The 26,710-nt window shown below is 64.7% G+C and carries 28 protein-coding genes and 1 pseudogene; 17 read left to right on the top strand and 12 right to left on the bottom strand.

All coding sequences use genetic code 11. The features are described 5' to 3' along the window. Together AC628_RS24395 and AC628_RS24390 are read right to left on the bottom strand one after the other, a co-directional pair. On the bottom strand, positions 1-261 hold a 261-nt coding region (locus AC628_RS24395), incomplete at its 3' end, for an iron-sulfur cluster assembly protein (protein WP_168193440.1). Between the two features lie 126 nt (positions 262-387). Next, positions 388-825, bottom strand: coding sequence for a VOC family protein (locus AC628_RS24390; RefSeq protein ID WP_074129282.1), 438 nt, complete (start codon positions 823-825; stop codon positions 388-390). A gap of 172 nt (positions 826-997) precedes the next feature. On the opposite strand from AC628_RS24390, the gene AC628_RS24385 reads away from it, so the two are divergent. The 4 genes from AC628_RS24385 to AC628_RS24370 all read left to right on the top strand — a co-directional run bounded on the left by AC628_RS24385 (position 998) and on the right by AC628_RS24370 (position 4,708). Next, positions 998-1,900 carry an NAD(P)-dependent oxidoreductase gene (locus tag AC628_RS24385; RefSeq protein ID WP_283806717.1) on the top strand — a complete coding sequence of 301 codons (903 nt, stop codon included), beginning with the start codon at positions 998-1,000 and terminating at the stop codon, positions 1,898-1,900. A gap of 232 nt (positions 1,901-2,132) precedes the next feature. Then, positions 2,133-3,737, top strand: coding sequence for a sensor histidine kinase (locus AC628_RS24380; protein ID WP_050421794.1), 1,605 nt, complete (start codon positions 2,133-2,135; stop codon positions 3,735-3,737). 154 nt (positions 3,738-3,891) lie between these two features. After that, positions 3,892-4,095, top strand: coding sequence for a DUF1289 domain-containing protein (locus AC628_RS24375; protein ID WP_074129278.1), 204 nt, complete (start codon positions 3,892-3,894; stop codon positions 4,093-4,095). A gap of 25 nt (positions 4,096-4,120) precedes the next feature. Beyond that, entirely contained in the window at positions 4,121-4,708 is a 588-nt protein-coding gene (locus AC628_RS24370) for a TIGR02281 family clan AA aspartic protease (protein WP_074129276.1), read from the top strand. Between the two features lie 2 nt (positions 4,709-4,710). Here the strand turns inward: AC628_RS24370 and catC are convergent, their stop codons facing one another. Continuing rightward, positions 4,711-5,001, bottom strand: a complete 291-nt coding sequence (catC, locus tag AC628_RS24365; protein WP_074129291.1) for a muconolactone Delta-isomerase — start codon at positions 4,999-5,001, stop codon at positions 4,711-4,713. A gap of 97 nt (positions 5,002-5,098) precedes the next feature. Further along, positions 5,099-6,676, bottom strand: coding sequence for a 4-hydroxyphenylacetate 3-hydroxylase N-terminal domain-containing protein (locus AC628_RS24360; protein ID WP_074129289.1), 1,578 nt, complete (start codon positions 6,674-6,676; stop codon positions 5,099-5,101). 263 nt (positions 6,677-6,939) lie between these two features. Between AC628_RS24360 and AC628_RS24355 the strand changes: the two genes are divergently transcribed. The 5 genes from AC628_RS24355 to AC628_RS24335 all read left to right on the top strand — a co-directional run bounded on the left by AC628_RS24355 (position 6,940) and on the right by AC628_RS24335 (position 11,358). Next, a complete protein-coding gene (locus AC628_RS24355; protein ID WP_083633120.1) occupies positions 6,940-7,569 on the top strand; it encodes an FAD synthetase in 630 nt (209 codons plus the stop codon). Further along, positions 7,566-8,090 carry a flavin reductase family protein gene (locus tag AC628_RS24350; protein WP_074129274.1) on the top strand — a complete coding sequence of 175 codons (525 nt, stop codon included), beginning with the start codon at positions 7,566-7,568 and terminating at the stop codon, positions 8,088-8,090. Before AC628_RS24355 ends, AC628_RS24350 begins: the two co-directional genes overlap by 4 nt. Before the next feature lie 72 nt (positions 8,091-8,162). Further along, complete coding sequence (locus AC628_RS24345) at positions 8,163-9,032, top strand: intradiol ring-cleavage dioxygenase (protein ID WP_074129271.1); 870 nt, start codon at positions 8,163-8,165, stop codon at positions 9,030-9,032. Between the two features lie 64 nt (positions 9,033-9,096). Further along, a complete protein-coding gene (locus tag AC628_RS24340; RefSeq protein ID WP_074129269.1) occupies positions 9,097-10,275 on the top strand; it encodes a muconate/chloromuconate family cycloisomerase in 1,179 nt (392 codons plus the stop codon). Between the two features lie 165 nt (positions 10,276-10,440). Next, entirely contained in the window at positions 10,441-11,358 is a 918-nt protein-coding gene (locus AC628_RS24335; RefSeq protein ID WP_245321294.1) for a LysR family transcriptional regulator, read from the top strand. 9 nt (positions 11,359-11,367) lie between these two features. Here AC628_RS24335 and dusA read toward each other — a convergent pair whose 3' ends face one another. After that, positions 11,368-12,381, bottom strand: a complete 1,014-nt coding sequence (gene dusA, locus AC628_RS24330) for a tRNA dihydrouridine(20/20a) synthase DusA (protein WP_074129267.1) — start codon at positions 12,379-12,381, stop codon at positions 11,368-11,370. Positions 12,382-12,465: 84 nt separating this feature from the next. Here dusA and AC628_RS45470 point away from each other — a divergent pair. Together AC628_RS45470 and AC628_RS24320 are read left to right on the top strand one after the other, a co-directional pair. Next, positions 12,466-12,669: pseudogene (locus AC628_RS45470) on the top strand (LLM class flavin-dependent oxidoreductase); the annotation flags it as partial. A gap of 248 nt (positions 12,670-12,917) precedes the next feature. Continuing rightward, positions 12,918-13,424, top strand: a complete 507-nt coding sequence (locus tag AC628_RS24320) for a MarR family winged helix-turn-helix transcriptional regulator (RefSeq protein WP_074129265.1) — start codon at positions 12,918-12,920, stop codon at positions 13,422-13,424. A 57-nt stretch (positions 13,425-13,481) separates the two neighbouring features. Here the strand turns inward: AC628_RS24320 and AC628_RS24315 are convergent, their stop codons facing one another. Genes AC628_RS24315 through AC628_RS24290 form a run of 6 tightly spaced genes read right to left on the bottom strand, consistent with a single transcriptional unit; the run spans position 13,482 to position 19,198 of the window. Next, positions 13,482-14,639 (bottom strand): ABC transporter substrate-binding protein, encoded by a 1,158-nt coding sequence (locus tag AC628_RS24315; protein WP_083633119.1) that lies wholly within the window; start codon positions 14,637-14,639, stop codon positions 13,482-13,484. Positions 14,640-14,696: 57 nt separating this feature from the next. Beyond that, positions 14,697-15,479, bottom strand: a complete 783-nt coding sequence (locus AC628_RS24310) for a cyclase family protein (RefSeq protein ID WP_074129263.1) — start codon at positions 15,477-15,479, stop codon at positions 14,697-14,699. Between the two features lie 34 nt (positions 15,480-15,513). Further along, on the bottom strand, positions 15,514-16,755 hold the full coding sequence (locus AC628_RS24305) for an SDR family NAD(P)-dependent oxidoreductase (protein ID WP_074129261.1): 1,242 nt from the start codon (positions 16,753-16,755) through the stop codon (positions 15,514-15,516). Further along, complete coding sequence (locus tag AC628_RS24300; protein WP_083633118.1) at positions 16,752-17,930, bottom strand: thiolase family protein; 1,179 nt, start codon at positions 17,928-17,930, stop codon at positions 16,752-16,754. The genes AC628_RS24305 and AC628_RS24300 overlap by 4 nt, the downstream gene beginning before the upstream one ends. Positions 17,931-17,954: 24 nt before the next feature. Next, on the bottom strand, positions 17,955-18,383 hold the full coding sequence (locus AC628_RS24295; protein WP_074129258.1) for an organic hydroperoxide resistance protein: 429 nt from the start codon (positions 18,381-18,383) through the stop codon (positions 17,955-17,957). A 32-nt stretch (positions 18,384-18,415) separates the two neighbouring features. Beyond that, positions 18,416-19,198 (bottom strand): aspartate/glutamate racemase family protein, encoded by a 783-nt coding sequence (locus AC628_RS24290; protein WP_074129256.1) that lies wholly within the window; start codon positions 19,196-19,198, stop codon positions 18,416-18,418. Positions 19,199-19,826: 628 nt separating this feature from the next. On the opposite strand from AC628_RS24290, the gene AC628_RS24285 reads away from it, so the two are divergent. From AC628_RS24285 to AC628_RS24270, 4 genes are read left to right on the top strand one after another with little or no spacing between them, the layout of a single operon-like run. Then, positions 19,827-20,978 carry an ABC transporter substrate-binding protein gene (locus AC628_RS24285; RefSeq protein ID WP_074129254.1) on the top strand — a complete coding sequence of 384 codons (1,152 nt, stop codon included), beginning with the start codon at positions 19,827-19,829 and terminating at the stop codon, positions 20,976-20,978. 41 nt (positions 20,979-21,019) lie between these two features. Then, complete coding sequence (locus AC628_RS24280) at positions 21,020-22,063, top strand: branched-chain amino acid ABC transporter permease (protein WP_074129253.1); 1,044 nt, start codon at positions 21,020-21,022, stop codon at positions 22,061-22,063. Continuing rightward, positions 22,060-23,829: a branched-chain amino acid ABC transporter ATP-binding protein/permease gene (locus tag AC628_RS24275; protein WP_074129251.1), complete on the top strand. Its 1,770-nt coding sequence runs from the start codon at positions 22,060-22,062 to the stop codon at positions 23,827-23,829. Before AC628_RS24280 ends, AC628_RS24275 begins: the two co-directional genes overlap by 4 nt. Beyond that, on the top strand, positions 23,826-24,539 hold the full coding sequence (locus AC628_RS24270) for an ABC transporter ATP-binding protein (protein WP_074129249.1): 714 nt from the start codon (positions 23,826-23,828) through the stop codon (positions 24,537-24,539). The genes AC628_RS24275 and AC628_RS24270 overlap by 4 nt, the downstream gene beginning before the upstream one ends. Before the next feature lie 130 nt (positions 24,540-24,669). On the opposite strand, the gene AC628_RS24265 is transcribed toward AC628_RS24270, so the two are convergent. Further along, a complete protein-coding gene (locus tag AC628_RS24265) occupies positions 24,670-25,284 on the bottom strand; it encodes a LysR family transcriptional regulator (protein ID WP_074129248.1) in 615 nt (204 codons plus the stop codon). A gap of 128 nt (positions 25,285-25,412) precedes the next feature. On the opposite strand from AC628_RS24265, the gene AC628_RS24260 reads away from it, so the two are divergent. Together AC628_RS24260 and AC628_RS24255 are read left to right on the top strand one after the other, a co-directional pair. Next, positions 25,413-25,805, top strand: coding sequence for a RidA family protein (locus AC628_RS24260; RefSeq protein WP_074129246.1), 393 nt, complete (start codon positions 25,413-25,415; stop codon positions 25,803-25,805). A 47-nt stretch (positions 25,806-25,852) separates the two neighbouring features. Next, entirely contained in the window at positions 25,853-26,566 is a 714-nt protein-coding gene (locus tag AC628_RS24255) for an L-2-amino-thiazoline-4-carboxylic acid hydrolase (protein ID WP_074129244.1), read from the top strand. Positions 26,567-26,710: the final 144 nt, after the last annotated feature.

The following is a 26,710-nucleotide window of genomic DNA, read 5'->3' as shown; positions in this document are numbered from 1 at the left end:
CGCCGCGCTGCCCGCCTTGCGCTCCGCGGTCAGCGCGATCATCGCGACGCTGACACCGGGAATGGCGCGCACGGCGTTCTCGGCCTGCGCACGCACGCTCTCCCACGCGCGGGCTTCGGCGGCATCGACGTTGATCGAGAAGAACACCTTGCCGTCGGTGACCGCGATCGCCGACAGCACATTGGCGTTGGTCAAAGGGACGCCGCGCGGCGACGTCACCTTGGCAAGGCAATCGAGAACCTGTTGCTGCGTCACGCTCACCGCGCATCTCCCAAGCTTTTTAGTGGGCATGATCTCCGCGCAAACGCGTCGCGTTTGTCGCGCCGGAAAACCTCATTTCCGGATCACGCCCAGGAGACGACCCATAGAGCGTTGCAGCGCAAAAGGCTACCTCGCTCCGACGTCGTCCCGCCGCTCGGCTGGGGCTGCCGAGCCGCCTTCCTTGGCGGCCTCGTAGTTCAGCTCGATCATGACCCCGTTGGGGTCGTTCACGAAGATCTGCCAGAGATCGCCGCCGGGAACCTGGCGCGAGTCGAATTCCATGCCCTTGGACTGAAGCCGCTTCCGCATCCCGTCAAAGCCCTGGCTGGCAAAGGCGACGTGGTGGACGACGCCCGAGTCAGGCTTTTGTGCCTCGTCGGTCGCGGAAATATCGACCAGATGCACGACCGCCTTGCCCTCGCTGTACATCCACGCACCGGGGAACGCGAAGTTCGGGCGCGCGCCCTTTTCCAGGCCCAGAATGTCCTCGTAGAACCGCACCGTGGCGGTGAGATTCCGGGTCCGGATGTTGAAATGATCGAGCACACCGACGCTCATGCCCATGCGAGACACTCCCTTTTTTGTGAGGTTCTTAGGTAGCCCGATCCTAGCACAAAACCGGGGTCTGCCATCCAACGAAGCCGTTGCCCTCCGCTGCGCAGGGGGTATGGTGCGGCTCCTTCCATGGACGGAATGCCCCGCCCGCCGCGACGTTTTCCGGCGGTCCCAAGGGGCGATCACCACGGCAAATCACAAGGTATCAGACATGGCTAAAGTCGCTTTTCTCGGTCTCGGCGTAATGGGTTTCCCGATGGCGGGACACCTCGTGAAAAAAGGCGGCCATGAGGTCACCGTTTACAACCGGACCGCGGCGAAGGCGAAGGAATGGGCCGACAAGTTCGGCGGCAAGACCGCACCGACCCCGAAGGCCGCCGCCGAAGGTCAGGACTTCGTGATGTGCTGCGTCGGCAATGACAACGACCTGCGCGCGGTCACGATCGGCCCCGACGGCGCCTTTGCCGGGATCAGGAAGGGCGCGACCTTCGTCGATCACACCACCGCTTCCGCCGAGGTCGCCCGCGAGCTCGATGCCGCCGCCACCAAGGCCGGCTTCAAGTTCGTCGACGCGCCGGTGTCCGGCGGCCAGGCCGGCGCCGAGAACGGCGTGCTGACGGTGATGTGCGGCGGCAGCGCAGACGCCTATGCGGGCGCGGAGCCGATCATCACCGGCGCCTATGCGCGGATGTGCAAGCTGCTCGGACCGGCAGGCGCCGGCCAGCTCACCAAGATGGTCAATCAGATCTGCATCGCAGGCCTCGTGCAGGGCCTGTCCGAGGGCATCCACTTCGCCAAGAAGAGCGGCCTCGACGTCGCCGCCGTGATCGAAACCATCTCCAAGGGCGCAGCACAGTCCTGGCAGATGGAAAACCGCTACAAGACCATGAACGAAGGCAAGTACGATTTCGGCTTCGCCGTCGAGTGGATGCGCAAGGACCTCTCGATCGCGCTGGCCGAAGCCCGCCGCAACGGCGCCACCCTGCCCGCCACCGCGCTGGTCGACCAGTTCTATGCCGAGGTCGAGAAGATGGGCGGCAAGCGCTGGGATACCTCGAGCCTCCTCGCCCGTTTGCAGCGCTGAGATCCGGCACGGAGCGAACAGTGCGGGCGCGGCTCAGCCGCGCCCTTTTTTAAGGCGATCGAACACCCGTTGCGCAACGCTGTCGGCGGTTCGTCGGGCGTGCCGCCAAAAGTTAATTTAACCTCCGGTTAACGAGTTTCTTTAGCTTCTTAAGTCATCGCTTAATGATTTGGCGTCACAGATAGACAATGCAAAAGGCCCGCGCGGTTCGCTGGCAGGATTTGTGTTGTTTATGAGTAATCCCGCAGAAAAGCCTGAAGTTGTAGCGCTTCCGGCAGGACCTCAGGTGGCGGCGCCGGTGAACAGCCGGCGTGTCGCTGCGCAGCGGGTGCGCGAGGCACGGGATCGGTTAACGTCAACCAGTGGAACCCGCCCGGCGTTCGACGCCGAGCTGCTTCGCCAATACGCCCAGACCCGGATCTCGGCGTCCTACGTCGTGATGCTGCTTGTGGTGGCGACTGGCGTGCTGTTCGGCCTCTGGATGAAGCCGATCGTGGCCGGCGCCTGGACGGTCGGCATCCTCTGTGTCCATCTCCTGATCATTCGCAGCTGCTCCCGCTTCCTCGCCGAGCCGACCTCGGTCGCGGTGACCCGCAAGTGGCGGACGCGCTTCGTGCTGCTCGACCTGCTCTACGGCCTGTGCTGGACCGCGATCCTGATCCACCCTGCCGGGCGCGATCTCGCTTCCAACACGCTGATGATGTTCCTGATGCTGCTGGTGATCGCGGTCTCCAGCATGCTGGCGGCGAGTCTGCCGATCGCAGCGCTCGCGGCGACCGTTCCGGTGACGGTGGGGATCGCGCTCGACCTCGTGCTCAACGGCGCGTTCGACAACTATGTGCTGGCGCTGCTTGCGCTTGCTGCCGAGGGCTATTTCGCGCTGCTGGCGCACCGCCTGCATTCGACCACGCTGGCGACGCTGGAGGCCCGCGCCGAAAAGGACGCGCTGATCGGCGAACTGGAGCAGGCCAAGGCGATCTCCGACGAGGCGCGGCACCGCGCCGAATCCGCCAACGTCGCGAAGTCGCGCTTCCTGGCCCAGATGAGCCACGAGCTGCGTACGCCGCTCAACGCCATCCTCGGCTTCTCCGAGGTGATGAAGAGCGAGATTTTTGGCGCGCACGCCGTGCCGGTCTACAAGGAATATTCCGCCGACATCCACAATTCCGGCGTGCACCTGCTCAATCTGATCAACGAGATCCTCGATCTGTCGCGCATCGAGGCCGGCCGCTACGAGCTGAACGAAGAGGCGGTGGCGCTGGTGCATGTCGTCGCCGACTGCCACCATTTGCTGAAGCTGCGCGCCTCCAGCCGCGGCATCACCATCCACGAAGTGTTCGAGCATGGCATGCCAAGGATCTGGGGCGACGAGCGCGCCATCCGCCAGGTCGTGCTCAATTTGCTCTCCAACTCGATCAAGTTCACGCCGCAAGGCGGCGAGATCTGGCTGAAGGTCGGCTGGACCGCGTCAGGCGGGCAATATCTGAGCGTCAAGGACACCGGAAGCGGCATCGCCGAGGACGAGATCCCGGTCGTGCTGGCCTCGTTCGGCCAGGGCTCCAACTCGATCAAGTCGGCGGAACAGGGTGCGGGCCTTGGACTGCCGATCGCGAAGAGCCTGATCGACATGCATGGCGGCACCTTCACGCTGAAATCGAAGCTGCGCATCGGCACCGAGGTGATCGTGACCTTGCCGCCGGAGCGGGTGATGAGCGCGCTGGCGCCGATGGCGGAAGAATCGCCGCCGATGCAGCCGGAGCCCGCCGAGCCCACGATGGGCGCCGACCGGAAACGCGTGCGCCGCAAGTCGATCATGAGTGCCGGCACCGGATTGTAGAGCATGTCGCGGACAAACGTGACGCGGGTTTCACGGTCAACAAACGGAGGGCGTTCGCGCCGGGACCATGCTCGCGACAAAAAGCCAGGGCGTGATGCAGCATCCCGCGCCGCTCGGCTTGCACTGGCGGCCGAAACGGTTCAACAGTTGAAGAATGAGCTCAGAAACGCCGTGTATCGCAGTCTGCATGATGGACCCCAGGACCAAGCTCTGCTTCGGCTGCGGTCGTTCGCTTCCGGAGATCGCGCGCTGGCACAAGATGGATCGCACAGAGCGGCTGTCCGTCATGGCGAGTTTGCCGGCGCGCATGGCCGAAGCTGGGCTCGAACGCATGGAGCCGCGCCCGAAGCGAGCCTAGCCACCGCCGCGACCGGAGGCGCGCTGTGACCCGCATCCTCCTTGTCATCCTGCTCTTGATGGCAACCGCCGGCGCCGTCGTCGCCTATGGCGATCCCGACCAGATCGCGCGCGCCAGGGAGAATCTGACCCAGATCTTCGGCCGCAGCATCGTCGCGTCGGCCTCGGCCCCCTCCTCTGCCCCCGCGGTGCAGATCGCGCGCAGCCAGGGCGGCGAGTTCGCGTTCCGCGCCAAGATCAACGGCGTCAGCGCGCCGATGGTGATCGATACCGGCGCGACCTCGGTCGTGCTGACCTGGGAAACCGCCAAGGCGATCGGGCTGCCGACCGACATGCTGGAATACAATGTCGACCTGGAAACCGCCGGCGGTCACACCAAGGCGGCGCGGCTGACGCTCGACCGCCTCGCGGTCGGCAAGCTGGTCGAAAAGTCGGTGCCGGCGCTGGTGGTGCAGCGTGGACAGATGAAGACCAATCTGCTCGGCATGAGCTTCCTCGACCGGCTCGAAAGCTGGGGCGTGCGCGCCGACACGCTGTCGCTGACCGGCTACCCCGACGTCACCGGAAGCATCACCTCAAGCCGTCACCGGCGCCCGCGCACCGTCGTCGACTAACGCTATTTATCGTCGTCGTGGATCGACGACGGGTGCCGGCACAGCGGCGTGACCTTGATCTCCATGAACGGAAACAGCGGCAGGCCGGACAGGATGTCGTGCAACTCCTGCGCGCCCGATACGTCGAAGATGCTGACATTGGCGTAGCGTCCGGCCACCCGCCATAGATGGCGCCAGGCCCCCGTGCGCTGCAGCTCCATCGCACGCACGCGTTCCGCCTGCTTCAGCGCGTCGACCTTTTCGGCCGCGATGTCATGTGGAATCCGTACATCCATCTCGACGTGGAACAGCATGGCGTTGAACTCTTTCTGCAAGGATGAGGCGACACCGCGAAACGGCGTGGAGCCGCCGCACGATCGCGGCGGCTCCATTGATCTGTCTAGCAGATCGTCAGCCCTGTACCAGACCGCGGCTGACGAGGTTGATGTCATCAGGATTGACGAGATCCCTTGCCGTCCAACCCGAGACGTCGTAGTCGCTCATGCAGTTGCGCACGAAATCCTGCATGGCGCCGAGGTCGCCGGTCGCGCTCGCGGCCATCAGCGTCTCGACGCGCAGGTTCTCGTAATTGCCCGCATAGTTGCGCTCGTAGAGCTCGTGCCGGCCGCCGAACTCGGAACCGACCGCATCCCACAGCAGCTTGAGCAGCTTGATCCGGTCGATCGCGGCATAGCCGTTGGAGCCGCGCACGAAGCGATCGAGATAGGGCCGGATGGCCTCGCTCTCGAGATCTGCCGAGCTCGACGGCAGGTAGATGAGACCGCTCGCAACATGACGTTCGATCAGCTCCTTGATCCGCGGATAGGCCATCGGTGCGAACACACGATAGGCCAACCCGTAGTTCAGGTTGGGCAGATTATAGCCCTCGGTCCCCTGCCAGGCGATCGGCGATTTCACCATCGCATCCGACATGCCGTGGAACAGATTGCGCCAGGCGATCACCTCGCCCACCGCCGTCTGCACGCCGCGGAAATCCTTCGATCCGGTCGCGTCGACGGCCATCGAGAACAGGCCGGCAATGAAGTCGAGCTTGACGGCAAGCCGTGTCACGCCATGCAGCGTGAAGCGCGGGATGAAGCCCGACGCCGGGAAGAACTGGTTGATCTTGTCGACGTCGCCATAGATGAAGACGTTCTCCCAGGGCACCAGCACCTTGTCGAACACGAGGATGGAGTCATTCTCGTCGAAGCGGCTCGACAGCGGATAATCGAACGGCGAGCCGGTCGCGGCCGCGGTGAATTCGTAGGACGAGCGGGCGATCAGCTTGATGCCCTTGGCATCCATCGGCGCGGTGAAGATCAGCGCGAACGACTTGTCCTTGATCGGGATGCCGTAGTGGGCGATGAAATTGTAATGCGTCAGCGCCGAGCCGGTCGCAACCACCTTCGCGCCCGAGACGATCAGGCCGGCGTCGGTCTCCTTCTCGACATGCATGAAGACGTCGCGCACTTCCTCGATCGCCCGGTCGCGATCGATCGGCGGATTGACGATGGCATGATTCCAGAAGTCGAGCCGCTCCTGGGTCCGCGCGTACCACTTTTTCGCGTTGCCGGCGTACTCGCCATAGAAGCCCGAATTCGCACCCAGCGTGCCGAGGAACGCCGCCTTGTAATCCGGTGAACGGCCCATCCAGCCGAACGCGACCTTCTGCAGTTCGGCGATCGCATCGCGGCCCTTGATCAGGTCCTCGGCGGTTCGCGAGCCGAGGAAGAACGGATGGGTGATCTGTCCCGAGCCGGTGTCGGTCAGGACGCCGATCCGATCCTTCTTCTCGTGGAAGCGGTCGTACCAGCGCGCCACCATCCGCGCTGAATTGCGAAACGCGGGATGCTCGGTGACGTTCTTGACGCGCTCGCCGTAGATGTAGATTTCCCGGCCGTCCTGGATGCTGTCCAGGAATTCCGCACCGGTATAGACGCTGGTGGTTGACGCAGGTGCATCGGCCCGCAGGGCTGCTGCTGTAGTCATGGGTTTCTCCTCCGCTTGTGTCGCCCGACCGGCGGACGTCGCCGCACCAATCTGGACCATCCCGTCACGCTCTTGGTCGGCGTGACATCGGAGGAAACGCTACGCGCTCAGGAGGAGCCGGCGAAAGGTATCACACCATACCGCGCGGACCGCCGCGGCTCGGGCTATGACAAGATGGCACGGACCGGACGGCAATGATCGTTCGGCCGATGCAGGACCGCAGCTGACGCAGCAATCGCACAGCACGGCAAAGGGAGCGAACCATGGGCAAAGGTTTAGCCAAGGGTTTTGGCAGCACCGCTGTCGCTTTCCATCGCGATGGGGAATTAGCCCTCGACGCCAGCGTCGTCACCATCGGCGCGTTTGACGGCGTCCACCGCGGCCATCAGGAACTGCTGCGGCAGACCATTGCGGCAGCGCAACGCCGCGGCGTTCCTGCCGTGGTCTACACGTTCGATCCGCCGCCAAAGGTGTATTTCGGCCAGGCCGAGGCTCTGATCTCGCTCGACGAAAAGCTCGAGCGCATCGCGACATTTGCGCCTGACCATGTCATCGTCGCGGACTTCAACCAGATCTATATCCGCCGCACCGCGGCCGACTTTCTCGCCGAGTTGCAGCTTCTGCACCCTCGCGAAGTGATCGTCGGCGAGGACTTTCGCTTCGGGTCCTGCAAGGGCGGCACCGCGCAGCTGCTGCGGCGGCACTTCAACACGCGCATCCTGCCGCCGGTGCGCTGCGGCAATGGCGAGATCGTCTCCAGCAGCCGGATCCGCTCGCTGCGGCAATCCGGTCTTGCCGCCGCGGCGTCAGCGCTGGAAAACTGGCGAGACATCGTGACTGCGTCACCGGTCAATCGATCAAGCTTGGCCCAACTCGAGGTCATCAACCAATGACCGCCATCGATCCGCGCGAGCTGCGCAATGCCTGTGGCCAGTTCGGCACAGGCGTCACCATCATCACCACGCATTGCGAGGGACGCGACCACGGCATGACGGCCAACGCCTTCATGTCGGTCTCGCTCGATCCGCCGCTGGTCGCGATCTCGATCGCGAAAAGCGCGAAGATGCTTTGCAACATCCAGACCACCGGCCGCTTTGCGGTCAGCGTGCTCGCCGAGGAGATGGAAGATCTCGCCTGGCATTTCGCCGGCAAGCCCAAGCTCGACCTCCGCGACGTGTTCGAGCGGCGCAATGAGCTGCCGGTCATCGCCAACGCGGCGGCGTACTTCGTGACCGATCTCGCCGACGAGATCATCGCCGGAGACCATACCATCTTTCTCGGCCACGTCCGCGAGATGTCGCTGCAGCCGAACAAGCGACCGCTGCTGTTCCTCCGCGGCCGCTTCGGCAGCCTCGCCGACCCGCATCCCGCGCCCGCGATGCTGGAGAACGCCGCCTACGAATTCGTCTGGTGAAGCCACCAAATGAAATTCCCGAAACCGGGGATGCACGTTTGATCAAAACTGCAAGAAAAGGAGGAAACGACCATGCTGAACGTCAACAAGGACACCATCACCGACCACGTGATCGCCGCGCTCTCACCGGACATTCCGGATCGCAACCGTCAGATCATGACCAGCCTGATCCGTCACATGCACGCCTTCTGCAAGGAGGTCGACCTGACCTTCGCCGAATGGTTTGCCGCCTGCCAATTCCTGCGCCGCGCCGGCGACATCTCGGACGAGAAGCGCAACGAGTTCATCCTGATCGCTGACATTCTCGGCGTCGAGGTGCTGGTCGACATGCTCGACCACCGGGTGACGGACGGCGAGAGCGAATCCACTGTGCTCGGGCCGTTCTACCGGGAGAACCCGCCGGTGCTGCCGAAGGGCGCCTCCATCATCAAGAAGACGTTCGACAACGCGCAGACCGTGAAGGTCAGCGGGCGCATCAGCGACACCGCGGGACGGCCAATCGAGGGCGTCACCATCGACGTCTGGGAAGACGCACCGAACGGGCTCTACGATCTGCAAGACCCCGAGCAGCCGGCGTACAATTTGCGCGGCCGGTTCACGACCGATGCCAACGGCGAATATGCCTTCGTGGCGCTGCGTCCCGAGCCCTACCCGATCCCCTATGACGGCGCCGGCGGCGAGCTCCTGAAGTATATGGGCCATCATCCCTGGCGCCCGGGCCACATTCATTTCATGCTCTCCAAGGACGGCTATCAATCGCTGATCTCGCAGATCTACGATTCCGAGACCAAGTATCTCGACAACGACTCGGTGTTCGCCGTGAAGCAGAGCCTGATCGGCACGTTCGCGAAGGCGCCGGCCGGCGCCGACACCGATCTCGTTCTCGCCTTCGACTTCAAGCTCAAGAAGGCGGCGGTCGAGCGGCTCGTCGCGGCCGAATAATCCGTAGCAAGCCCGCCGGACCGAAGGCCCGGCGGGTTCAACTTGAACTGACCTGTGAGGACTTATGAGCCGTGCCGTGATCGAAATCGCCGAGCCCGTGGAGCAAGTGCAGCCGCTCGCAAAGGACACAGCGATCCGCAGCATTCGTGCCACCATCGTGGAGGCGCCGACCCGCCGCCGGCACAAGCTATCGAACACGGAAGTCACCCATCAGGGCTATGTGCTGGTGCGCGTGCTGCTCGACAACGGCGTGACGGGCATTGGCGAAGCCTCGACGCTCGGCGGACCGCGCTGGGCCGAGGAGAGCGTGGAATCGATCAAGGCCGCGGTCACGAACTACCTGGCACCGGTGCTGCTCGGGCAGCCTGCCCTCGCCTTCGAGGCCAACGCCTTGCGCATGAGCAAGGCCGCCACCCGCAATTTCGCAGCCAAGGGCGCGATCGAATCCGCCCTGCTCGACGCCGCCGGCAAGACACTCGGCCTTCCCGCCAGCGCGCTGCTCGGCGGCGCGGTGCGCCAGCGCATGGAGGTGATCTGGGCGCTGGCCTCGGGCGACAGCGGCCAGGAGCTGGAGGAAGCAAGAGAGAAGCTGCGGCGCCGCGAGCACCGCCAGTTCAAGATCAAGTTCGGCTTCAACCGGCCGCAGGCCGATCTGAAGCGGCTGCAGGCGTTGCGCGCCGGCCTCGGCGACGAGGTGCGCCTGATCGTCGATGTCAACCAGGGCTGGACCGAGGCCGAGTGCATCCGCTTCATGCCGGCGCTTGAGGAGCTCGACGTCGCCCTGATCGAGCAGCCGGTGTCGGCGCTGCAGCTCGAAGCCATGGCGCGCGTCGCAGCGCGCACCTCGATCCCGTTGCTGGTCGACGAAGCGGCCTTCACCAAGGAGGAAATCGCTCGCGCCGGCGCGATGGGTTGCGGCAGCGTCTATTCGCTGAAGCTCGTGAAGAGCGGCGGCCTGTTTGAAATGAAGCGCGCCGCCGCGGTCGCGGGCGCGCATGGCCTCGAACTCTACGGCGGCTGCCTGCTCGAGAGCAGCATCGGCGTGGCCGCGCATCTCGCCGCCTTCGCCACCCTGCCCAGGCTCGAATGGGGCACCGAGCATTTCGGCCCGCGGATTCTCGTGGAGGATCTGGTCGTCAACCCGATCAGATTCGACGAGTTCGAGATCTGCGTCCCTGATGGCCCGGGTCTCGGCGTCGAGGTCGACGAGGACAAGATCCGTGCCTTCGCCCGCAAGGACTAGTCAGATGGCGTTGTCCGTGCGGACAATTGACAATCCGGGGACCCACGCCCAGTCTTCGCGCAGAAACCATCGTCTCGAACGCGCGCTGATGACCACGCCGCACCAAACCCGGCCAGCCCTTCCCGCAGCTTCCCCGGAAGCGCGCGGACAAACGTCCAGCTGACCGTGACCGATCGCGACGACGTCATGGATCTCAGGCGACTGGTCTATTTCGTCGCCGTCGCCGAGGAATTGCATTTCGGCCGTGCCGCATCGCGGCTCGCGATCGCGCAGCCGCCGCTGAGCCGGCAGATCGCACAGCTGGAGAGCGATCTCGGCGTCATGCTGATCGACCGCAGCCGAAGCCAGATTCGGCTGACCCAGGCCGGCAGCGTCCTGCTGGAGCGTGCACGCGACGTGCTGGAGCGGCTCGACCGTACCCACCGCGAGATCAAGCGGATCGGAGAAGGCTTTTCGGGGCACCTGCGCGTCGCCTTCGTCGGATCGGCGACCTACGGCGTGCTGCCCAACGTGATCAAGGCGTTTCGCTCGGCTTATCCCGACGTCGAGCTTGCACTGTCGGCGATGAACAACGCCGAGCAGAAACGCGCGGTGATCCAGCGCGAGATCGACATCGCCGTCGCGCGGCCCTCGCTCGAGGACGAGGAATTGAAGTCGGAGCCGTTGCTGCAGGAGCCGCTGATCCTCGCGCTGTCGGACACCTCGCCGCTGCTCGAGCAGCAGGTCACGCGGCTGGCGGCGTTGAAAGCCGAAACGTTCGTGCTCTACCCGCGCAAGCCGCGCCCGAGCTTCGCCGACCACATCCTCAACATCTGCCTCGAAGAAGGCTTCATTCCGAAATCGCAGGTGCTGGCGCAGGATTATCAGACCGCGATCAGCCTGGTGTCGGTTGGCGTCGGCATCGCGCTGGTGCCGAAATCAGTCTCGCAGGCGGAACGCCCCGGCGTTGCCTACCGCGCCTATGAGGGGCACAATCCGGGCACCGCGCTGTCGCTGAACTACCGGCGCGACAACCGGATGCCGCACCTCTTCAACTTCCTGAAGGTCGCACAAGACGTCGTGCGGCGTCAGCGCAAGCCGTAATCCGTCCCGTCAGGCCGCCACCGCCGTGCGTGCGCGATCGTCGACCAGCGCGATCGCATCGCACAGCACGTTGATATCAGCGCCCGGCCGAACGCCGTTCTCCGCAAGGTGCCTGCGGAACGCACGCGCACCGGGGACGCCATGGAAAGCGCCGACGAAATGGCGCGTGATCGAATGCAGCCGGGTGCCTTCGGCCAGCTGCCGCTCGATATAGGGCAGCATCGCCGCGAACACGTCCTTCATCGTCGCATGCGGCGACGTCTCGCCGAACAGCTCCGAGTCGACGGTAAGCAGCCGCCACGGCTCCTGATACGCCGCCCGCCCCAGCATCACGCCATCGACATGCGCCAGATGCTGCTTCGCTTCGGCGAGGCTCATGATGCCGCCGTTGATGATGATGGGCACATCCGGCAGCACCGCCTTGAGACGATAGACGCGATCATAGTCGAGCGGCGGGATGTCGCGGTTCTCCTTCGGCGACAATCCCTTCAGCCAGGCCTTGCGCGCATGCACGACCAGCGCATCGGCGCCGGCGGCAATCACGCCGCGCGCCAGCGTATCGAGCGCGATTTCCGGATCCTGGTCGTCGATGCCGATCCGGCACTTCACCGTGACAGGCACCTTCACCGCGCGCTTCATCGCCGAAACGCCTTCGGCGACCAGCGCCGGCTCCGCCATCAGGCAGGCGCCGAAGCGGCCGTTCTGCACCCGATCGGAGGGACAGCCGACATTGAGGTTGATCTCGTCATAGCCAAAATCCTCCCCGATCTGCGCGGCGGTCGCGAGATCGCGCGGATCGGAACCGCCGAGCTGCAGCGCCACCGGATGCTCGCTGGCATCGAAGCCGAGCAGCCGCGTCCGGTCGCCGTGGATCATGGCACCGGTGGTCAGCATCTCCGTATAGAGCCGCGCCCGCCGCGACATCAGGCGATGGAAGACGCGACAATGCCGGTCCGTCCAATCCATCATGGGCGCAACGGAAAACCGATGCGACAACGTATTGATGTTATTTCGCTTTATCATCGCGCCTGAGATAGCCGACTTTTGAGCCGATACAACTGCAAATTCAGCCGTCCTGCATTTTTCTTTTTACTTCAGATGCTTACAGCTGATCGCGAGAAGCCGACGATCCGCCAGCCCGTGCAGCGCTCGCGGGCGCGAGGCCATTGGGTGATCGCCGGCCCGCCGGAGAAGATCGCTGACAACATCCGGACCTGGTTCGAGAACGGCGCGGCCGACGGCTTCAACGTCATGCCGCCCTGGTTGCCTGGCGGCTTCGATCTCTTCGCCGAGCAGGTCGTGCCGACTCTGCTCGGGCAACGATGCTCGCTTTTTATTTTAAACATAAAATATCAGCGCTTGCCAGGGATCGCCGGAGCCCTCGTCGGGAAACCGCGGAGATCGCCTTCCGGCAAGCCGCGCACCGCAAAATTCTGTACACCGCAGAGCCGATCCGCGGCCCCTGAACGAGCCTTGAATTTACTTTTGGCACGAACTATCTTGCAGACGACATCGAGGCCATCACCTTCAACGGGCCCGGATGCCCCAGGAGATTTGATTTGGCAGTCGCGAAGGCGTCCCCGCCTGTTTCGCCCAAGAACGGGGGTGATCAGGAGGCCGAGTACAGGGCTCAGACACGGCTTTGGCTTCGGCTGCTCGCCTGCACGACCCTGATCGAGGGCGAGCTGCGGCGCCGGTTCCGCGAGGAATTCGATTTCACGATGCCGCGCTTCGACGTCCTGGCCCAGCTTGACCGCGAGCCGAGTGGATTGGTGCTGGGAGAGCTGCCGAAGCGGCTGATGGTCTCTGCCGGAAATCTTACACCGATTGTCGATCGGCTGGTCGAGGACGGCTTCATCACCCGCACACCTTCAAACCTGGATCGGCGCGTGCAGATCGTTTGCATGACCATCGAGGGCCGGAAAGCCTTCAGGCGCATGGCCAAGAGCCATGGCTCGTGGCTGGCGGAGCTGCTGGCAGGATTCCCGGCCGATCGGCTCGATGGATTGACCAGCGAACTCGACGAGCTCAAGGGCGCCGCCAGGGACGCAATGCAGAAGCCGTGAGCTTGACGTGACTGGAGCGTTTTCCACATCGCTCTCCGACACCATCCCGCCGCTCAATCAGGGCAGCAGCTTGTATTTCCCGTCCTCGATCTGAACCAGGATTCGCGAGCGAGCATCGACGCCGTGCCGATCCGCTGGTGTGTAGGAGTAGACGCCCTGCGTCCCCGCCAGCTCCTTGGTGGTGAACAGCGCCTGGCGAAGCGCGGTGCGGAATTCCGGCGAGCCCGGCTTGGCGCCGGTCGCCATCGCGCGCTTGGCCGCATCGACGAACACCAGCCAGCCGTCGAAGGAATAGGACGAGAACGAGTCGGTCGGCGTCTCGCCATTCGCCTTCTCGAAGGCCGCGCGGAAATCCAGCGCAACCTTCTGGATCGGATTGCTGGCCGGAAGCTGCTCGGCCGCAGTCACCGGTCCGGTCGGGCAGATGATTCCGTTGGCGGCCTTGCCGGCGAGCCGCAGGAAATCGGCGCTGATCAGCCCGTGGTTGCCGTAGAGCGGCCCCTTGTATCCGCGTTCGGACAGAGCGATCACCGGCAGCGCACCCGGGGTTCCCGTGCCGCCGAGCATGATGGCGTCGGGCCGCGCCGCCAACGCGCGCAGCACTTGGGCCGTCACCGACGAATCCGATCGGGCGTATCGCTCGTTGGCGATGACCTTGATGTCAGCCGCCTTGGCGCTTTGCGACAGCGAGTCGTACATGAGGTCGCCGAAGGCATCCGAGAAGCCGATGAATGCGACGGTCTTCAACCCGCGCGCCTTCATGTGATCGACGATGCCCTGGACGAGAAGCGGCGTCGGTTGCGGCGTCTGCACGACCCAGGGCCCGCCATCGCCTGATGGTACCGGCGCGATCGGCGACACCGCGATCATTGGAATCTTCATCTCGATCGCGGCCGTCGCCATCGCCAGCGTCTGCGGCGCGCCCGACGTGCCGATCAGGATGTCGACCTTCTCCTGTTCGACGAGCTTGCGCGCGTTGCGGGCCGACGCCGTGGGATCGGAGGCGTCGTCGAGCTGAATGACGCGGAGCTTCTCACCGCCGACTTCGCCGACATAGGCCTCACCGGCCGCGATCCCCTTCGCATTGGGAATCCCGATCGACGACACCGGCCCGCTGAGGCCGGTGACGAATCCGACGAGGATGTCGGCCTGCCCGGCCTGCGGAACGACGACCAACAACGCGGCCGAGGCCAGCAGGGTCTTCATCGAGATCATGGCACCTGTCCTCCTTGATTTGCGTTTCTTCTATCGGGCAAGCGCCATCCGCTCGCTTCAGTTCGCCGAAACCAAGGCGATCACACGCAGCGGGCTGCCGGAGCCGTTCTGGATCTTCAGGGGCGAAGCCACGATGACGGCGCCGGTGGCAGGAAGCTGATCGAGGTTGCAAAGACACTGAAGACCATACCGGCCGGCGCCGTGCAGGAAGTGATGCGCGGGATAAGGCGGCTCGAAATGGCCGGCCTGCCCCGCGTCGGTGCCGATCGTCTCGGTGCCGAAGCCGATGATGCCGCGCTCCTCCACCAGCCATTTCATCACGGCCGGATTCGGGCCCGGCGTGTGTGCGCCGTCATCCCTGAGATTGGCATAGTCGCGCCAGCCCTTCTTGGACCAGTCGGTGCGCAACAGAACCCAATGCCGTTCGGGAATCCGTCCGTGTTTTGCCTCCCAGGCTTCGACGAGCGGGACCGTGAGCACGAAATCCGGATCCTGCGCCGCGCCCGCCGAGCAGTCGATGACGCAGGCCGGCGCGATCATGTCCTTGGCAGGCATCGTGTCGACGGAATTGTTCGGCAGGTCCTTGCCGGTGAACCAGTGAATCGGCGCATCGAAATGCGTGCCGGTGTGCTCGCCGAACGTCACGTTGTTCCAGTACCAAGCGGGACCGCGACCATCATAGCGCGATATCTCCTGGATCCGGACCGGAGCCGCCTGGCCGAACTCCGGCGGCAGCACGATGACCGGGAAATCCGGACTGAGCGTGAAGGTCAGATCGACGACGCGCACGGCGCCTGACGAAATAGCACCAGCCAGCTCCAGGAGATTCTTGCCTTGCATTGTGACGTCCTCCCGTTTTGTTGAGATCCTGATTTTATCTGTCGAGCTCGCGCTCGAGCGCTTTCGGATTGGCGGCAAGACGCTGTCTGATTTCCTCGGCGACGTCCCCGACATAGATCTCCTCGAGCCCGCCCCTGAGCCCGGATACGATCGCCTGCGCAACCGCGCGCGGCGCGACCTTGGGCGGCGGCACGGTCTGGAACCACTCGGTGTCGACCGGCCCCGTGAACAGGTTCATCACCTTGACGCCGCCGGGCCTGAGTTCTGCGCGAAGACAATGCGACAGCGACAGGCAGGCGGCTTGCGACGCCGAGTAGGCGCCGAAAGCAGGCCAGTTCGCCAGCGCATGGACCGACAGGATATTGACCCAGGCGGCGCTGCTGTTGATGCCATCTGCACCCCGCGTCCGCATCGAGGGACCGAAGGCCTGCGCAAGGTTGATGAAGCCGAGATAGGCCTGATCGATCTCGTCGCGCGCGATGCCGGTGCCCCTGCGGTCGAGGAGACCGCCGGGCCGTACATATTCCGTCGTGTTGACGAGGATATCGACCTTGCCGCCGATGTCAGCCGCGAGGTCAGTCGCCGACTTTTCGTCGGCCGCGTCGAGCGTCACGACCTCGATCCCCGCCTGTCCGCGCAACAGCTGCTCGCCTGCGAAAGGCCGCCACGGCTCGGAAACGCCGACGAAGACCGTTTTCGCGCCCGCGGCCTTCAGTGCCGCCACGGCCTCCTGGCCGATCAGGCTGCGGCCGTTGGTCACGAGCACACGGCGGAATTTCGGATCGGCCGTCATTTCCCGCCACTGCCTGTCGTCTGCCATATTGGGAGTCTCCCTCTCGGGTCGAGCAAAGGCCACTGCTTGACCGCTCTTGTCGAGCTGAAACGACATCAGGACGGGCGCGCCCTCGATGCAGTCGGCATGCAGATGCGCCACCATCGTCGGACCGCAGTCCATCCTGACGAGACCGATGCGCCAGGGCGCCCGCTCGCGGAAATAAACGTCGCTCGGCACCCGCGCCGTCGTTTCGGCCAGCAGCGCGCCGCGGCGCGGCGCATCGACGAAGGTCAAGCCGGCCGACAGGCAGGCCGGGCATGCCTCGCGCGCCGGATAGGCGAAAGCGCCGCACGCCTCGCAGCGTTGCAGCATGAAGCGTCCTTCGGCGGCAGCGCGCGTGAACCCGTGCGAAGTCCTGCTGCGCGGCCGCGGCGGCGACGCGGGAAGCCGCGTCCGCAGCAGCGGGTTCTTGCGCCGGGGTGGCTCAATCGGATCGATCATCGCGCAGGCCCTGCAAAGATCGCGGCACCGGAGGCCAGGCCGCGGTCATAGTTGATCATCCCGAAGCCGGAGGCGAGAGCGAGCTTTGCATCCTTGACCTGCGTCGGGCCGGCTTCTCCCAGGACCTGTCGCAATCCTTCGACCAGCCCGAGATAGGCGCCGGCGGCGCCGGCCTGCCCTGCAGAGAGCTGACCGCCCGAGCTGTTGTGCGGGAAGTCGCCGTCAATCGTCAGATCGTGCTGGCGAACGAAGGCCGCGCCCTCACCCTTGTTGCAGAAGCCGAGATCCTCGAACTGCATCATCGTGATGACCGGATAGTCATCATAGGTCTGGACGACATCGAGATCGTCAGGCTTCACGCCGGCCATCGCGTAGAGCTCGCCGACATCCATCGCCCAGCCGCCGCGCACCTGCATCGGATCGTCGGCGAAGGCATTGTGCCGCTCGATCGTCGACAGCAATCGCGCAGCCGGCAAGCCAAGCGATGCAGCGGTCTCGTCCCGCATCACGAGGAAAGCCTCGGCACCGGCGCACGGCATCACGCAATCGAACAGATGAATGGGATCGGAAATCGGACGCGCCGCCAGATACTGCTCGATCGTCAATGGCGTCTTCATCAGTGCATGCGGGTTGCGCAGCGCGTTGGCGCGCTGGGCGACCGCGATCCGGCCGACGTCTTCCCGCGTGAAGCCATACGTCCGCATATAGTTGCGCGCGATCAGCGCAAAGCTCGCATTGGCGCCGCCTGCACCATAGGGATAGACCGCGTCCTGGTTGAAGCGCGAAAAATTCTCGAGCGTCAGGCGAAACGAATCGACGTGATTGGTATCGCCGGCCACGCAGGCCACGATATCGGCATCGCGTGCCTGCACCGCGCGCGCGGCCTTCCGCAACGCCGCGACGGCGCTGGCGCCGCCAAGCGGGATCGTGTCCAGCCACCTGACGCACAGCCCGAAATGCTGCGTCAGTCCAATCCCGCTGTCATTCCCCATGGTGAAGCTGGAAACGCACAGGCCGTCAATGTGGGACGCCTTGATGCCGGCCTTCGCGACCAGCGCGCTCAGCGCGCGACCAATCCACCATTGTGCGCTCTCGATGGAATAGCGCGCATAGGGGATCGTGACGGGAGCCGCCATCACGATGCCGTCATACGGTGTGCGCAGTGAATGTTTCACCAGCCGCCTGCCTTGCCTGCTGCCTCAGATCACCGTCAGCTTCACGTCGATATTGCCACGCGTCGCATTCGAATAGGGGCAGCGCTCGTGCGCGCCCGCGACGATCTCCTCCGCCACCGCCTTCTCGACGCCGGGCAGGCTGACCTTCAGTTCGACCGCGAGCGCATAACCGACGGGGACCGGTCCCATGGCAACCTTCGCAATGACGGATGGCTCCTCAGCGGGCGCGACCTTCCTGGTGCGCGCCACGAGCTTGACCGCGCCAAGAAAGCACGCGGCATAGCCGGCCGCAAAGAGCTGCTCCGGGTTGGTCCCCTCGCCACCGGGTCCGCCCAGCGATTTCGGCACGGACAGCGACACCGACGGCAGGCCGTCGGCACTTGCGGCCTTGCCGTCGCGGCCCCCCGTCGCCGTCACCTCGGTCTCGTAGAGGATCTTCTCGGGTCTCATCATCGCTCGTTCTCCAGAACTGACCGGCGTTCGGGTTAACGCTTGTTGCGCGCGAGCATCACCCGAAAATCGTCACGGGCGAGCGCGCTGGCGCGTTTGAAGCTCGGCCCGCGGCTCGGCTCGGTGCCATTGAGCTTCCTGAGCTGCACCCACATCTCGGCGCTCTTCAATGCCACCGCTGCGCAGTTCACGACCGGCGCGTGGCCGACCTTCAGGCCATGCTCGCGCCCAATCAGCAGGCCCGGCAGCACGCCAGCGGGGATCACCACGTCGGCTCCGCGCTCCACCAGCGGAAGGGCGCAGGCCAGGAAATCCTCGATCATCCGGGCATGGGCCGCCTGATCGCCTGCGAACGCATGTGCGAAATCCTCCGGCTTGCAACCGATGCCGGTCACGTGGACGACGCGATCACCCAGCCCGTAACGTTCAGCCTGCTCGTAGTGCCAGACCTCGAAGACGGGATCGAGCGTCACGAGGCCGAGGCGCCGGCCGAGCTGCGAGGCCGCAAGCAAGGTCGCCTCGCCGGTCCCGATCACGGGAATGTCGAGCGCCGAGCGGAGCTCGTAAAGCCCGGGATCCTGGAAGTGGCCCATCACGAAGGCGTCGAACCCGCGCTCTTCCGCCGCGATGCCGTTGTCGATCGCCTGAACCGCACAGCGCAATTCGGCGAGCCGGCCGAACTCCCGATCGGGCGGCGAAATGCCCTCGACCTGAACCGTCGTGCCGGGCGCAGCGATACTGTTTAGATACTCCGACAGCCGCGCCATATAGGGCGCATTCACGCTCGCATCGACGAAACTTTGCCAGAAGATGCGCATCGCCCTTCTCCTCGAACGGTGACAGGAGCATCGGCCGTCGGCCTGCCGACGGAGATATTTCAACCATAAACTAATTGACGCGTCAAATGCGCCCGGCGGAGCCCGCCAAGGCGACCGCTCCCTGGCAACCAGAGGACCCAATTTTCAGGACAAAGAAATGGAGGAAAATGGCGCGCGCGGACGAAATTGTATGCAGCAACATTTTTTTCTGACAGCCCCGTGACACGTGTTGACGGCGCCACGGAGAATACTTTAGGCTTTAAGTAATCGACCACCGGCCGCTGCCGGTGGCCATGACGATGATGTTGCAGGGCACCGATTTTGAGAAACTCAATCGCGTGGACTAGCGTCGGGCCGCAACGGCCGGCAGCAGCATCGCCGGCCGCGCAGCGCGGCGGCGGCATTCGTCTTCTTTCGCCTCGACAAATGCCCGCGGGCTGCAGTCGCCCCGCCCGCTGTTCGAGCAGCACGCCTTGCCATGGCCGCTGACGCCCCGGCCGAGCGAAACTTCCCCTCGCCGCGCCCGGCGTCTGGCGCTGCAGCAATGCCTTCAATCGGTTCGTTCGCGGCTCGGGCTCCTGCCCGGCTTCCAGACATTCGTACCCAGCATCAACGGAGGACAACGCAAATGCGGCAGAAGACTCTGGGGTTACTCGCACTCGTCGCCGGCGTCTTCGCGGCACCGGCGGCGCAGGCCGACATCACGATCGGCTTCGTCACCTCGCTGAGCGGCAACGGCGCATCGATCGGCATCCCCTACGGGCGCGGCATCAATGCCGCCTATGAATACAAGAAGACGATCAACGGCGAGACCATCCGTCTGATCCAGCTCGACGACGGCTCCGATCCGTCGGCCGCGACGCGCAACGCGCGCAAGCTTGTCGAGGAGGAGAAGGTCGACCTGCTGATTGGCACGGCGACGACCCCCTCGACCATTGCCATGGCGGCCGTCGCCAGCGAATTGAAAGTGCCGATGATCGCGATCTCGCCCCTCGGCAAGCTTCCGGACGCGCCGGAGCAATGGGTCGTCGCGGTGCCGCAGCCGGCTTCGCTGCTGGTCAAGATCGTCGCAGACCGGATGAAGCGCGACGGCATGAAGAACATCGGCTATATCGGCTTCTCCGATGCGTGGGGCGACCTCGTCTATAACGGGGCCAAGGCCGCCGAACCGACCGACGACATCAAGGTGCAGACCAACGAGCGCTATGCCCGCACCGATACCTCGGTGACCGCGCAGATACTCAAGGTCATGGCCGCGCGTCCCGACGCGGTGCTGATCGGCGGCTCCGGCACGCAGGGCGCGTTGCCGCTCATCACGCTCTCCGAACGCGGTTTCAAGGGCAATACCTACGGCACCGTGGCGCTGGTCAATCCGGACTTCGTCACCGTCGGCGGCAAGGCCGCCGAGGGCATTCAGGTCTCCGCCGGCCCCGTGATCGTGGCCGAACAGCTTCCGGACGAGCACTTTGCCAAGAAGATCGCGCTCGACTTCCGCGCGGTCTACCAGAAGACCCACAACATCCCGACCACCGACGGGTTCTCGGCCTACTCCTTCGATGCCTGGCTGATCTTTGCCAACGCCGCCGAGCGGGCGCTGAAGACCGCAAAGCCCGGCACGGCGCAATTCCGTACTGCGCTGCGCGATGCCATCCTCAGCACCAAGGAGCTGCCCGGCGTGCATGCCGTCTACAACTTCAAGCCCGGCGCGGTGACCGGCGTCGACGAGCGCTCGCTGGTCGTGGTCCGCCTGACCGGCGGCGCCTGGAAGTACGCGCCATAGACGGAAGACGGCAGGCGATCAGAACGGGGAACGGCGTCTCAATGACGAGCGATATCGCGGCCATTCTTGCGATCGACGGAATCGCCACCGGTGCGGTCTACGCGCTGGTGGCGATCGGAACCGTGCTCATCTTCACGGTGACCCGGGTCATCTTCATTCCGTTCGGCGACATCGCCGCCTTCACCGCGCTGACGCTTGCTGCTCTCGATGCCAAGCGCTTTCCCGGGACCGGCGCGCTGGTCGTGGTGCTGGCGTGCCTTGCGACCCTGATCGAGGTCATCTCGCTCATTCGGAGCGGCGATATCCGCCTGCTGCCACGCGCGCTTCTCTTCTATCTCATCCTTCCGTTGGCCGTGGTCGGCATCGCCTGGCTCACCATGCGGATGGACCCGCCGCTCGCCGTCCGGCTGGTGCTGGCGCTGATGCTGATCACGCCGATCGCCCCTCTGCTGGACCGGATCGTGTTCCGTCCGATCGCCGACGGCACGGTGCTGCTGCTGCTGACGGTCTCCGTGGCGCTGCATTTCGCACTGGTCGGCCTTGGCCTGCTGTTCTTCGGCCCTGAAGGGGTCCGGACCGAGCCGCTGACCTCGTTCTCGACGGAGTTCGCCGGCGTGCTGATCTCGGGCCAGACCATGCTGATCGTGATCGCCGCGCTGGTCTTCAGCGGTCTGCTCTATCTGTTCTTCGACTTCACGCTGGTCGGCAAATCGCTCCGCGCCACCGCGGTGAACCGCACCGGCTCGCGGCTGATGGGAATCCGGCCGGCGCGGGCCGGCACCATCGCCTATCTCTTGGGCTCGCTGATGGCCGGCGTGTCGGGCATCCTGATCGCGCCGGTCAATACCGTGTTCTACGATTCCGGCTTCCTGATCGGCCTCAAGGCATTCGTCGGCGCCATCGTCGGCGGCATGACCAGCTATCCCGGTGCCGCGATCGGCGCGGTCGGGGTCGGCATCCTCGAAAGCTTCGCATCGTTCCAGAGCAGCGCGCTGAAAGACGTGATCGTATTCTCGCTGCTGATCCCGATTCTGATCTGGCGATCCCTCGCCTCGCTGCATTCCGAGGAGGAGATCGAGGAATGACGCGCCTTCATGTTCAGCTCGCGGCGGCAGCAGCGCTCGCGTGCCTCGCACTCGCACCCGTCGTCCTGAGCCCGTTCAGCGTCACGCTGATGAACTATATCGGGATCTATTCGCTTGTCGCCATCGGCCTTGCGCTGCTCACCGGCGTCGGCGGCATCGTGTCGTTCGGACAGGCTGCGTTCGTCGGCATCGCGGCCTATGCGACGGCGTGGGTCTCCGCCCTGAACGGGCAATCGCCCTGGCTTGGCCTGCTGTTCGGGGTGGCGCTGACCTGTGGTGTCGCAGCCATCCTCGGCGTCGTCACCCTGCGCCTGCAGGGCCATTTCCTCTCGCTCTCGACCGTCGCCTGGGGCCTTGCGATCGGCTTCCTGTTCGGCAATGTCGATGGGCTCGGCCGCTTCAACGGCATCTCGTCGATCCCGCCGATCAGCCTCGGCTCCTTCGCGCTCGTCTCCAGTGCACAGATCTATTACCTGATCTGGGGCATCGTCGCCCTGGTGCTCCTGCTCGGCTACAATCTCTTGGACTCACGGCTCGGCCGCGCCATGCGGGCGCTGCGCGGCGGCAACGCGCTGGTCGAGAGCCTCGGCATCAACGCCTTCCGGATCAAGCTCGTGACATTCGTGATCGCGGCCTTCCTGGCCTCGCTCTCCGGCTGGCTCTACGCGCATATGAGCCGCTTCATCAGCCCGGGACCGTTCGATGCCAGCATGGGCATCGAGTATCTGATGATGACGATGGTCGGCGGCGCCGGCAACCTGCTCGGCGGCGTGGTCGGCGCCGCCATCGTCACCCTGCTCAAGAACAGCGTGCAGGATTATCTGCCGCTGATCGCCAAGGGCGCGTCCGGGCAGCTCGAGATCGTCGCCTTCTCGGCGCTGTTCATCCTGTTCCTGCAATGGGCGCGGCAGGGCATCGTGCCCTCCATCGCACGCTACCTGCCGAAGATCCGGCGCGAGCGGCCGCAGCCGGCGCCGCCGCTGCCGCGCCGCCCGCAGCCGACACCGGGCGAGCTGCTTCTGAAAGTTGATGGCGCCGAGCGCCGGTTCGGCGGCCTCGTCGCAGTCAACAATGTCAGCTTCGAGGTGAGATCCGGTGAAATTCTCGCCGTCATCGGTCCGAACGGCGCCGGCAAGAGCACGATGTTCAACTGCCTGACCGGCGCGCTGCGGGTCAGCAAGGGCGAAATCGTCTTCGCCGGACGCTCGATCACGCGCGATCCGCAATCCCGCATCGCCAAGGCCGGCGTCGCCAGGACCTTCCAGCATGTCAAGCTGCGGCCACGCATGAGCCTGCTGGAGAACGTCATGCTCGGCACCTATGGCCGAACCAGCAGCGGCCTGTTCGCCGGCGCGTTTCGTCTCAATCGGCGCGAGGAGGCCAGCGCCCGGCACGAGGCGCTGATGCAGCTCGAGCGCGTCGGGCTCGGCGACAAGCCGTTCGAGCTCGCGGGCAACCTTCCGCTCGGCAACCAGCGCATCCTGGAGATCGCGCGCGCCCTCGCCGCCGATCCCGCGCTCCTCGTGCTGGACGAGCCGGCGGCCGGCCTGCGCCGCCAGGAGAAGCTGAGATTGGCGGAGCTGCTCCGCTCGCTGCGGGCGGGTCACCTGACCATTCTGATCGTCGAGCACGACATGGAGTTCGTGATGTCGCTGGTCGACCGCATCGTGGTGCTCGACTTCGGCTCCAAGCTTTGCGAGGGCGTCCCGAGCGCGATCCGCAGCGACGAGCGGGTGCAAGAGGCCTATCTCGGGGGCGTCGCATGAGCCAGATGTTGTCCATGACCGACGTCACCGTCTGCTACGACAACGTCGAGGCCGTTCGCAACGTCTCGCTGTCGGTCGACGAGGGGCAGATCGTCACCGTGATCGGCCCGAACGGCGCCGGCAAGACCACGCTGCTGATGGCCGCGATCGGCCTGCTCGCATCGCGCGGCAGCATGGTGTTCCGCGGCAACGACATCCGGAAAATGTCCGTCGAGGACCGCGTCGAGCGCAGGCTCTGCCTGGTTCCGGAGAAGCGCGAGCTGTTCTCCGACATGTCGGTTGCCGACAACCTTCTGCTCGGCTCCTACAGCCTGCGCGACCGCTCCGGCGTCCAGAAGACGCTCGACGAGGTCTATGATCGCTTTCCCCGGCTCAAGGAGCGGCAACGCCAGGCCGCCGGCACGCTCTCCGGCGGCGAACGCCAGATGCTCGCGCTCGGGCGCGCGCTGATGGCAAAGCCCGCGCTGCTGATGCTCGACGAGCCGAGCCTCGGCCTCGCGCCGCTGATCGTGCGCGAGATCTTTCGCACCATCGCCTCGCTGCGCGACCTCGGCGTGTCGATTCTGCTGGTCGAGCAGAACGCCCGCGCCGCGCTCGAGACGGCCGATTACGGCTACGTGCTGGAGACCGGCGAGGTCGTCCAATCAGGCCCCGCCAAGGACCTCATCCACGATCCCCGGCTGATCACCGCCTACCTCGGCGGGCACTGACACCAAAACATCGAAAACAACCCCATGCACAGTAGCCGGCGGATGCCGCGGGCGAATTCGTTTTTTACGAAATCGCCTTGACACGTCGGGCAAATCAGGGGTGTACTGCCATCATCGCAGCGCAAGTCGGCTATCCGACCAGACGAGGGCGGCGATTTGCCAGCGGGTTCTCGGCCATCGCGGCGCGCAGCCATTCGCGGAAGCTGACGACCTCGGGACAATCCGCGGTGCCTTCAGGCGCAATCAGCCAATCGCCCAAACCGGATCCCTCGTTGACCCGGTCGCAGCGATGGCCCGGATGGTGGCCAAGGCCGCGGGCTATCAGCAGGTCGACCTTGCCCTCGGCCAACTCGTGCAAGCCGGCGGGCTGCAGCACCTGCAAACCGATTTCGAGATGCGCGCTGCGAAACTCCGCCAACTTGAGGCGGCGCAGGTCGAAGCTGCCATGGACCCCCAATTGCAGCAGCACCGCAGCTGCCGGTTTCAATTGCGCGGTCGCGTCTGCGATATGGCGAAAGCCTTCTGAGACCCCGGGCAGATAGGCCTGACCGGCCTCGGTCAGGATCAGCTGCTTATGCAGCCGCTCGAACAACTGCACGCCGAGGCGCGCCTCCAGCGCTTTCACCTGCTGCCCCACGGCGGCAGGCGTCACGTGCAGCTCGTGCGCGGCCATTTTGAAGCTGAGATGCCGCGCGGCGGCCTCGAAGGCGCGCAGCGCGTTGAGAGGTGGAAGGGCGTAGGTCATCGCGCGGGAGTTTGACACCGACAGGCCGTGGCCTTGCAATAGATTTTCTTGCGCTGAACCGCAGCAAACATGCTTTGCGCCGCGGTGGCGCCGCCGGATACGGTCCGCCCGCAATCCGGAGACGCGCGATGCCCCCAGCTCACATCGTCAGCCACAATCCTGCAACGGTCCACCCTCCCGCCGGCGGCTACTGCATGGGACTTGAATTGACGCAGCATCGCCGCCTGCTCTTCATCAGCGGCCAGGTGCCTGAGAGATCAGACGGCACCGTGCCCGATGGTTTTGAGGCCCAATGCGAGCAGGCCTGGCGCAACGTCATGGAGGTGCTCGCCGCGGCAGGCCTTCGCGTCGAGCATCTGGTCAAGGTCACCACGTTCCTGACCCGCCGGGATCAGGTCGTGCCCAACCGCACCATTCGTCGCAAGATGCTCGGCGAGCATCAGCCCGCGCTGACGGTCGTGATCGCCGAGACCGTCGACAGCAAATGGTTGTTGGAGATCGAGGCCATCGCCGCCGCATGAAACCAGTTTCCCCGACGTCACAACGATCCAACCGTGTCAGGTATCCAATGACTGAGACCATCCACCCGTTTTACGAGTCGCACCGCGGCGCAATGGAGGCCGCCATGCGCCATCGCTTCGACCTTGCCGAAGCGATGTTGTGCGAGCGCGCGCATCTCTCCGATATCGATCGCATTCGGCAGGAGGTGATGGACGAATTCCAGATCGTGCTCACCCAAATGCCCTATGTCGGAGGCGCCGCAAGTCGCATGAGCGATTTTTTCATGCGCCTCACCGGCTTCATGGCCATCAGCCGGGTGCTCCGGCGACACGGCGTGCCGGTTTCCATGATCGGCGAAATCGAACGGGAAACCTACAAGGCGCAATTGCTCACGGAGCCCGAGGCGGAACGTCTCGCCTCAGGGCGTCAATTCATGTCGCCTGAGAATCAGGCTTTGCTGCGCGAACAAGCGACAGAAAGCGCGACAGAGAGTCATCAGAACGAGTTTCCGGAAGATTTCGTCTACGATTTCGTCGAACCGGGCCCGGGTGACAAGTTTGAATTCGGCATCAATTACAAGGCCTGCGGCTTTTGCAAATTCGCGGCTCGCCATGGAGACAAGGAAATCCTGCCGAACATTTGCGGGCTTGATTTCGACGCCTATGCGACGCGAGGCATCCACCTGGAGCGAACGCAAACATTGGCTGGCGGCGCGAGCCACTGCAATTTCCGATTCTCGCGGCTTCGCCCCCGTCACCATGTCGCTAATGCTCTGAATTGACTTCCGCTTTCGGCGGCGCAGCGGACGTGACCGGACTCGCTGCCGGCTCGCCCCAGTCGCGAATGGTAGAGTCGGGATGTGGCGCGGTGGTTGTAGGCTGAACATATCTGTTGCCGCCTCTTTCGTCTGGCGGTGCCTTAGTAG

This window comes from Bradyrhizobium sp. NAS96.2 (assembly GCF_001908235.1).
Lineage (GTDB): Bacteria > Pseudomonadota > Alphaproteobacteria > Rhizobiales > Xanthobacteraceae > Bradyrhizobium.
Note: the sequence above shows the minus strand (reverse complement) of the source record. Positions and strands in the feature narration are given on the sequence as shown.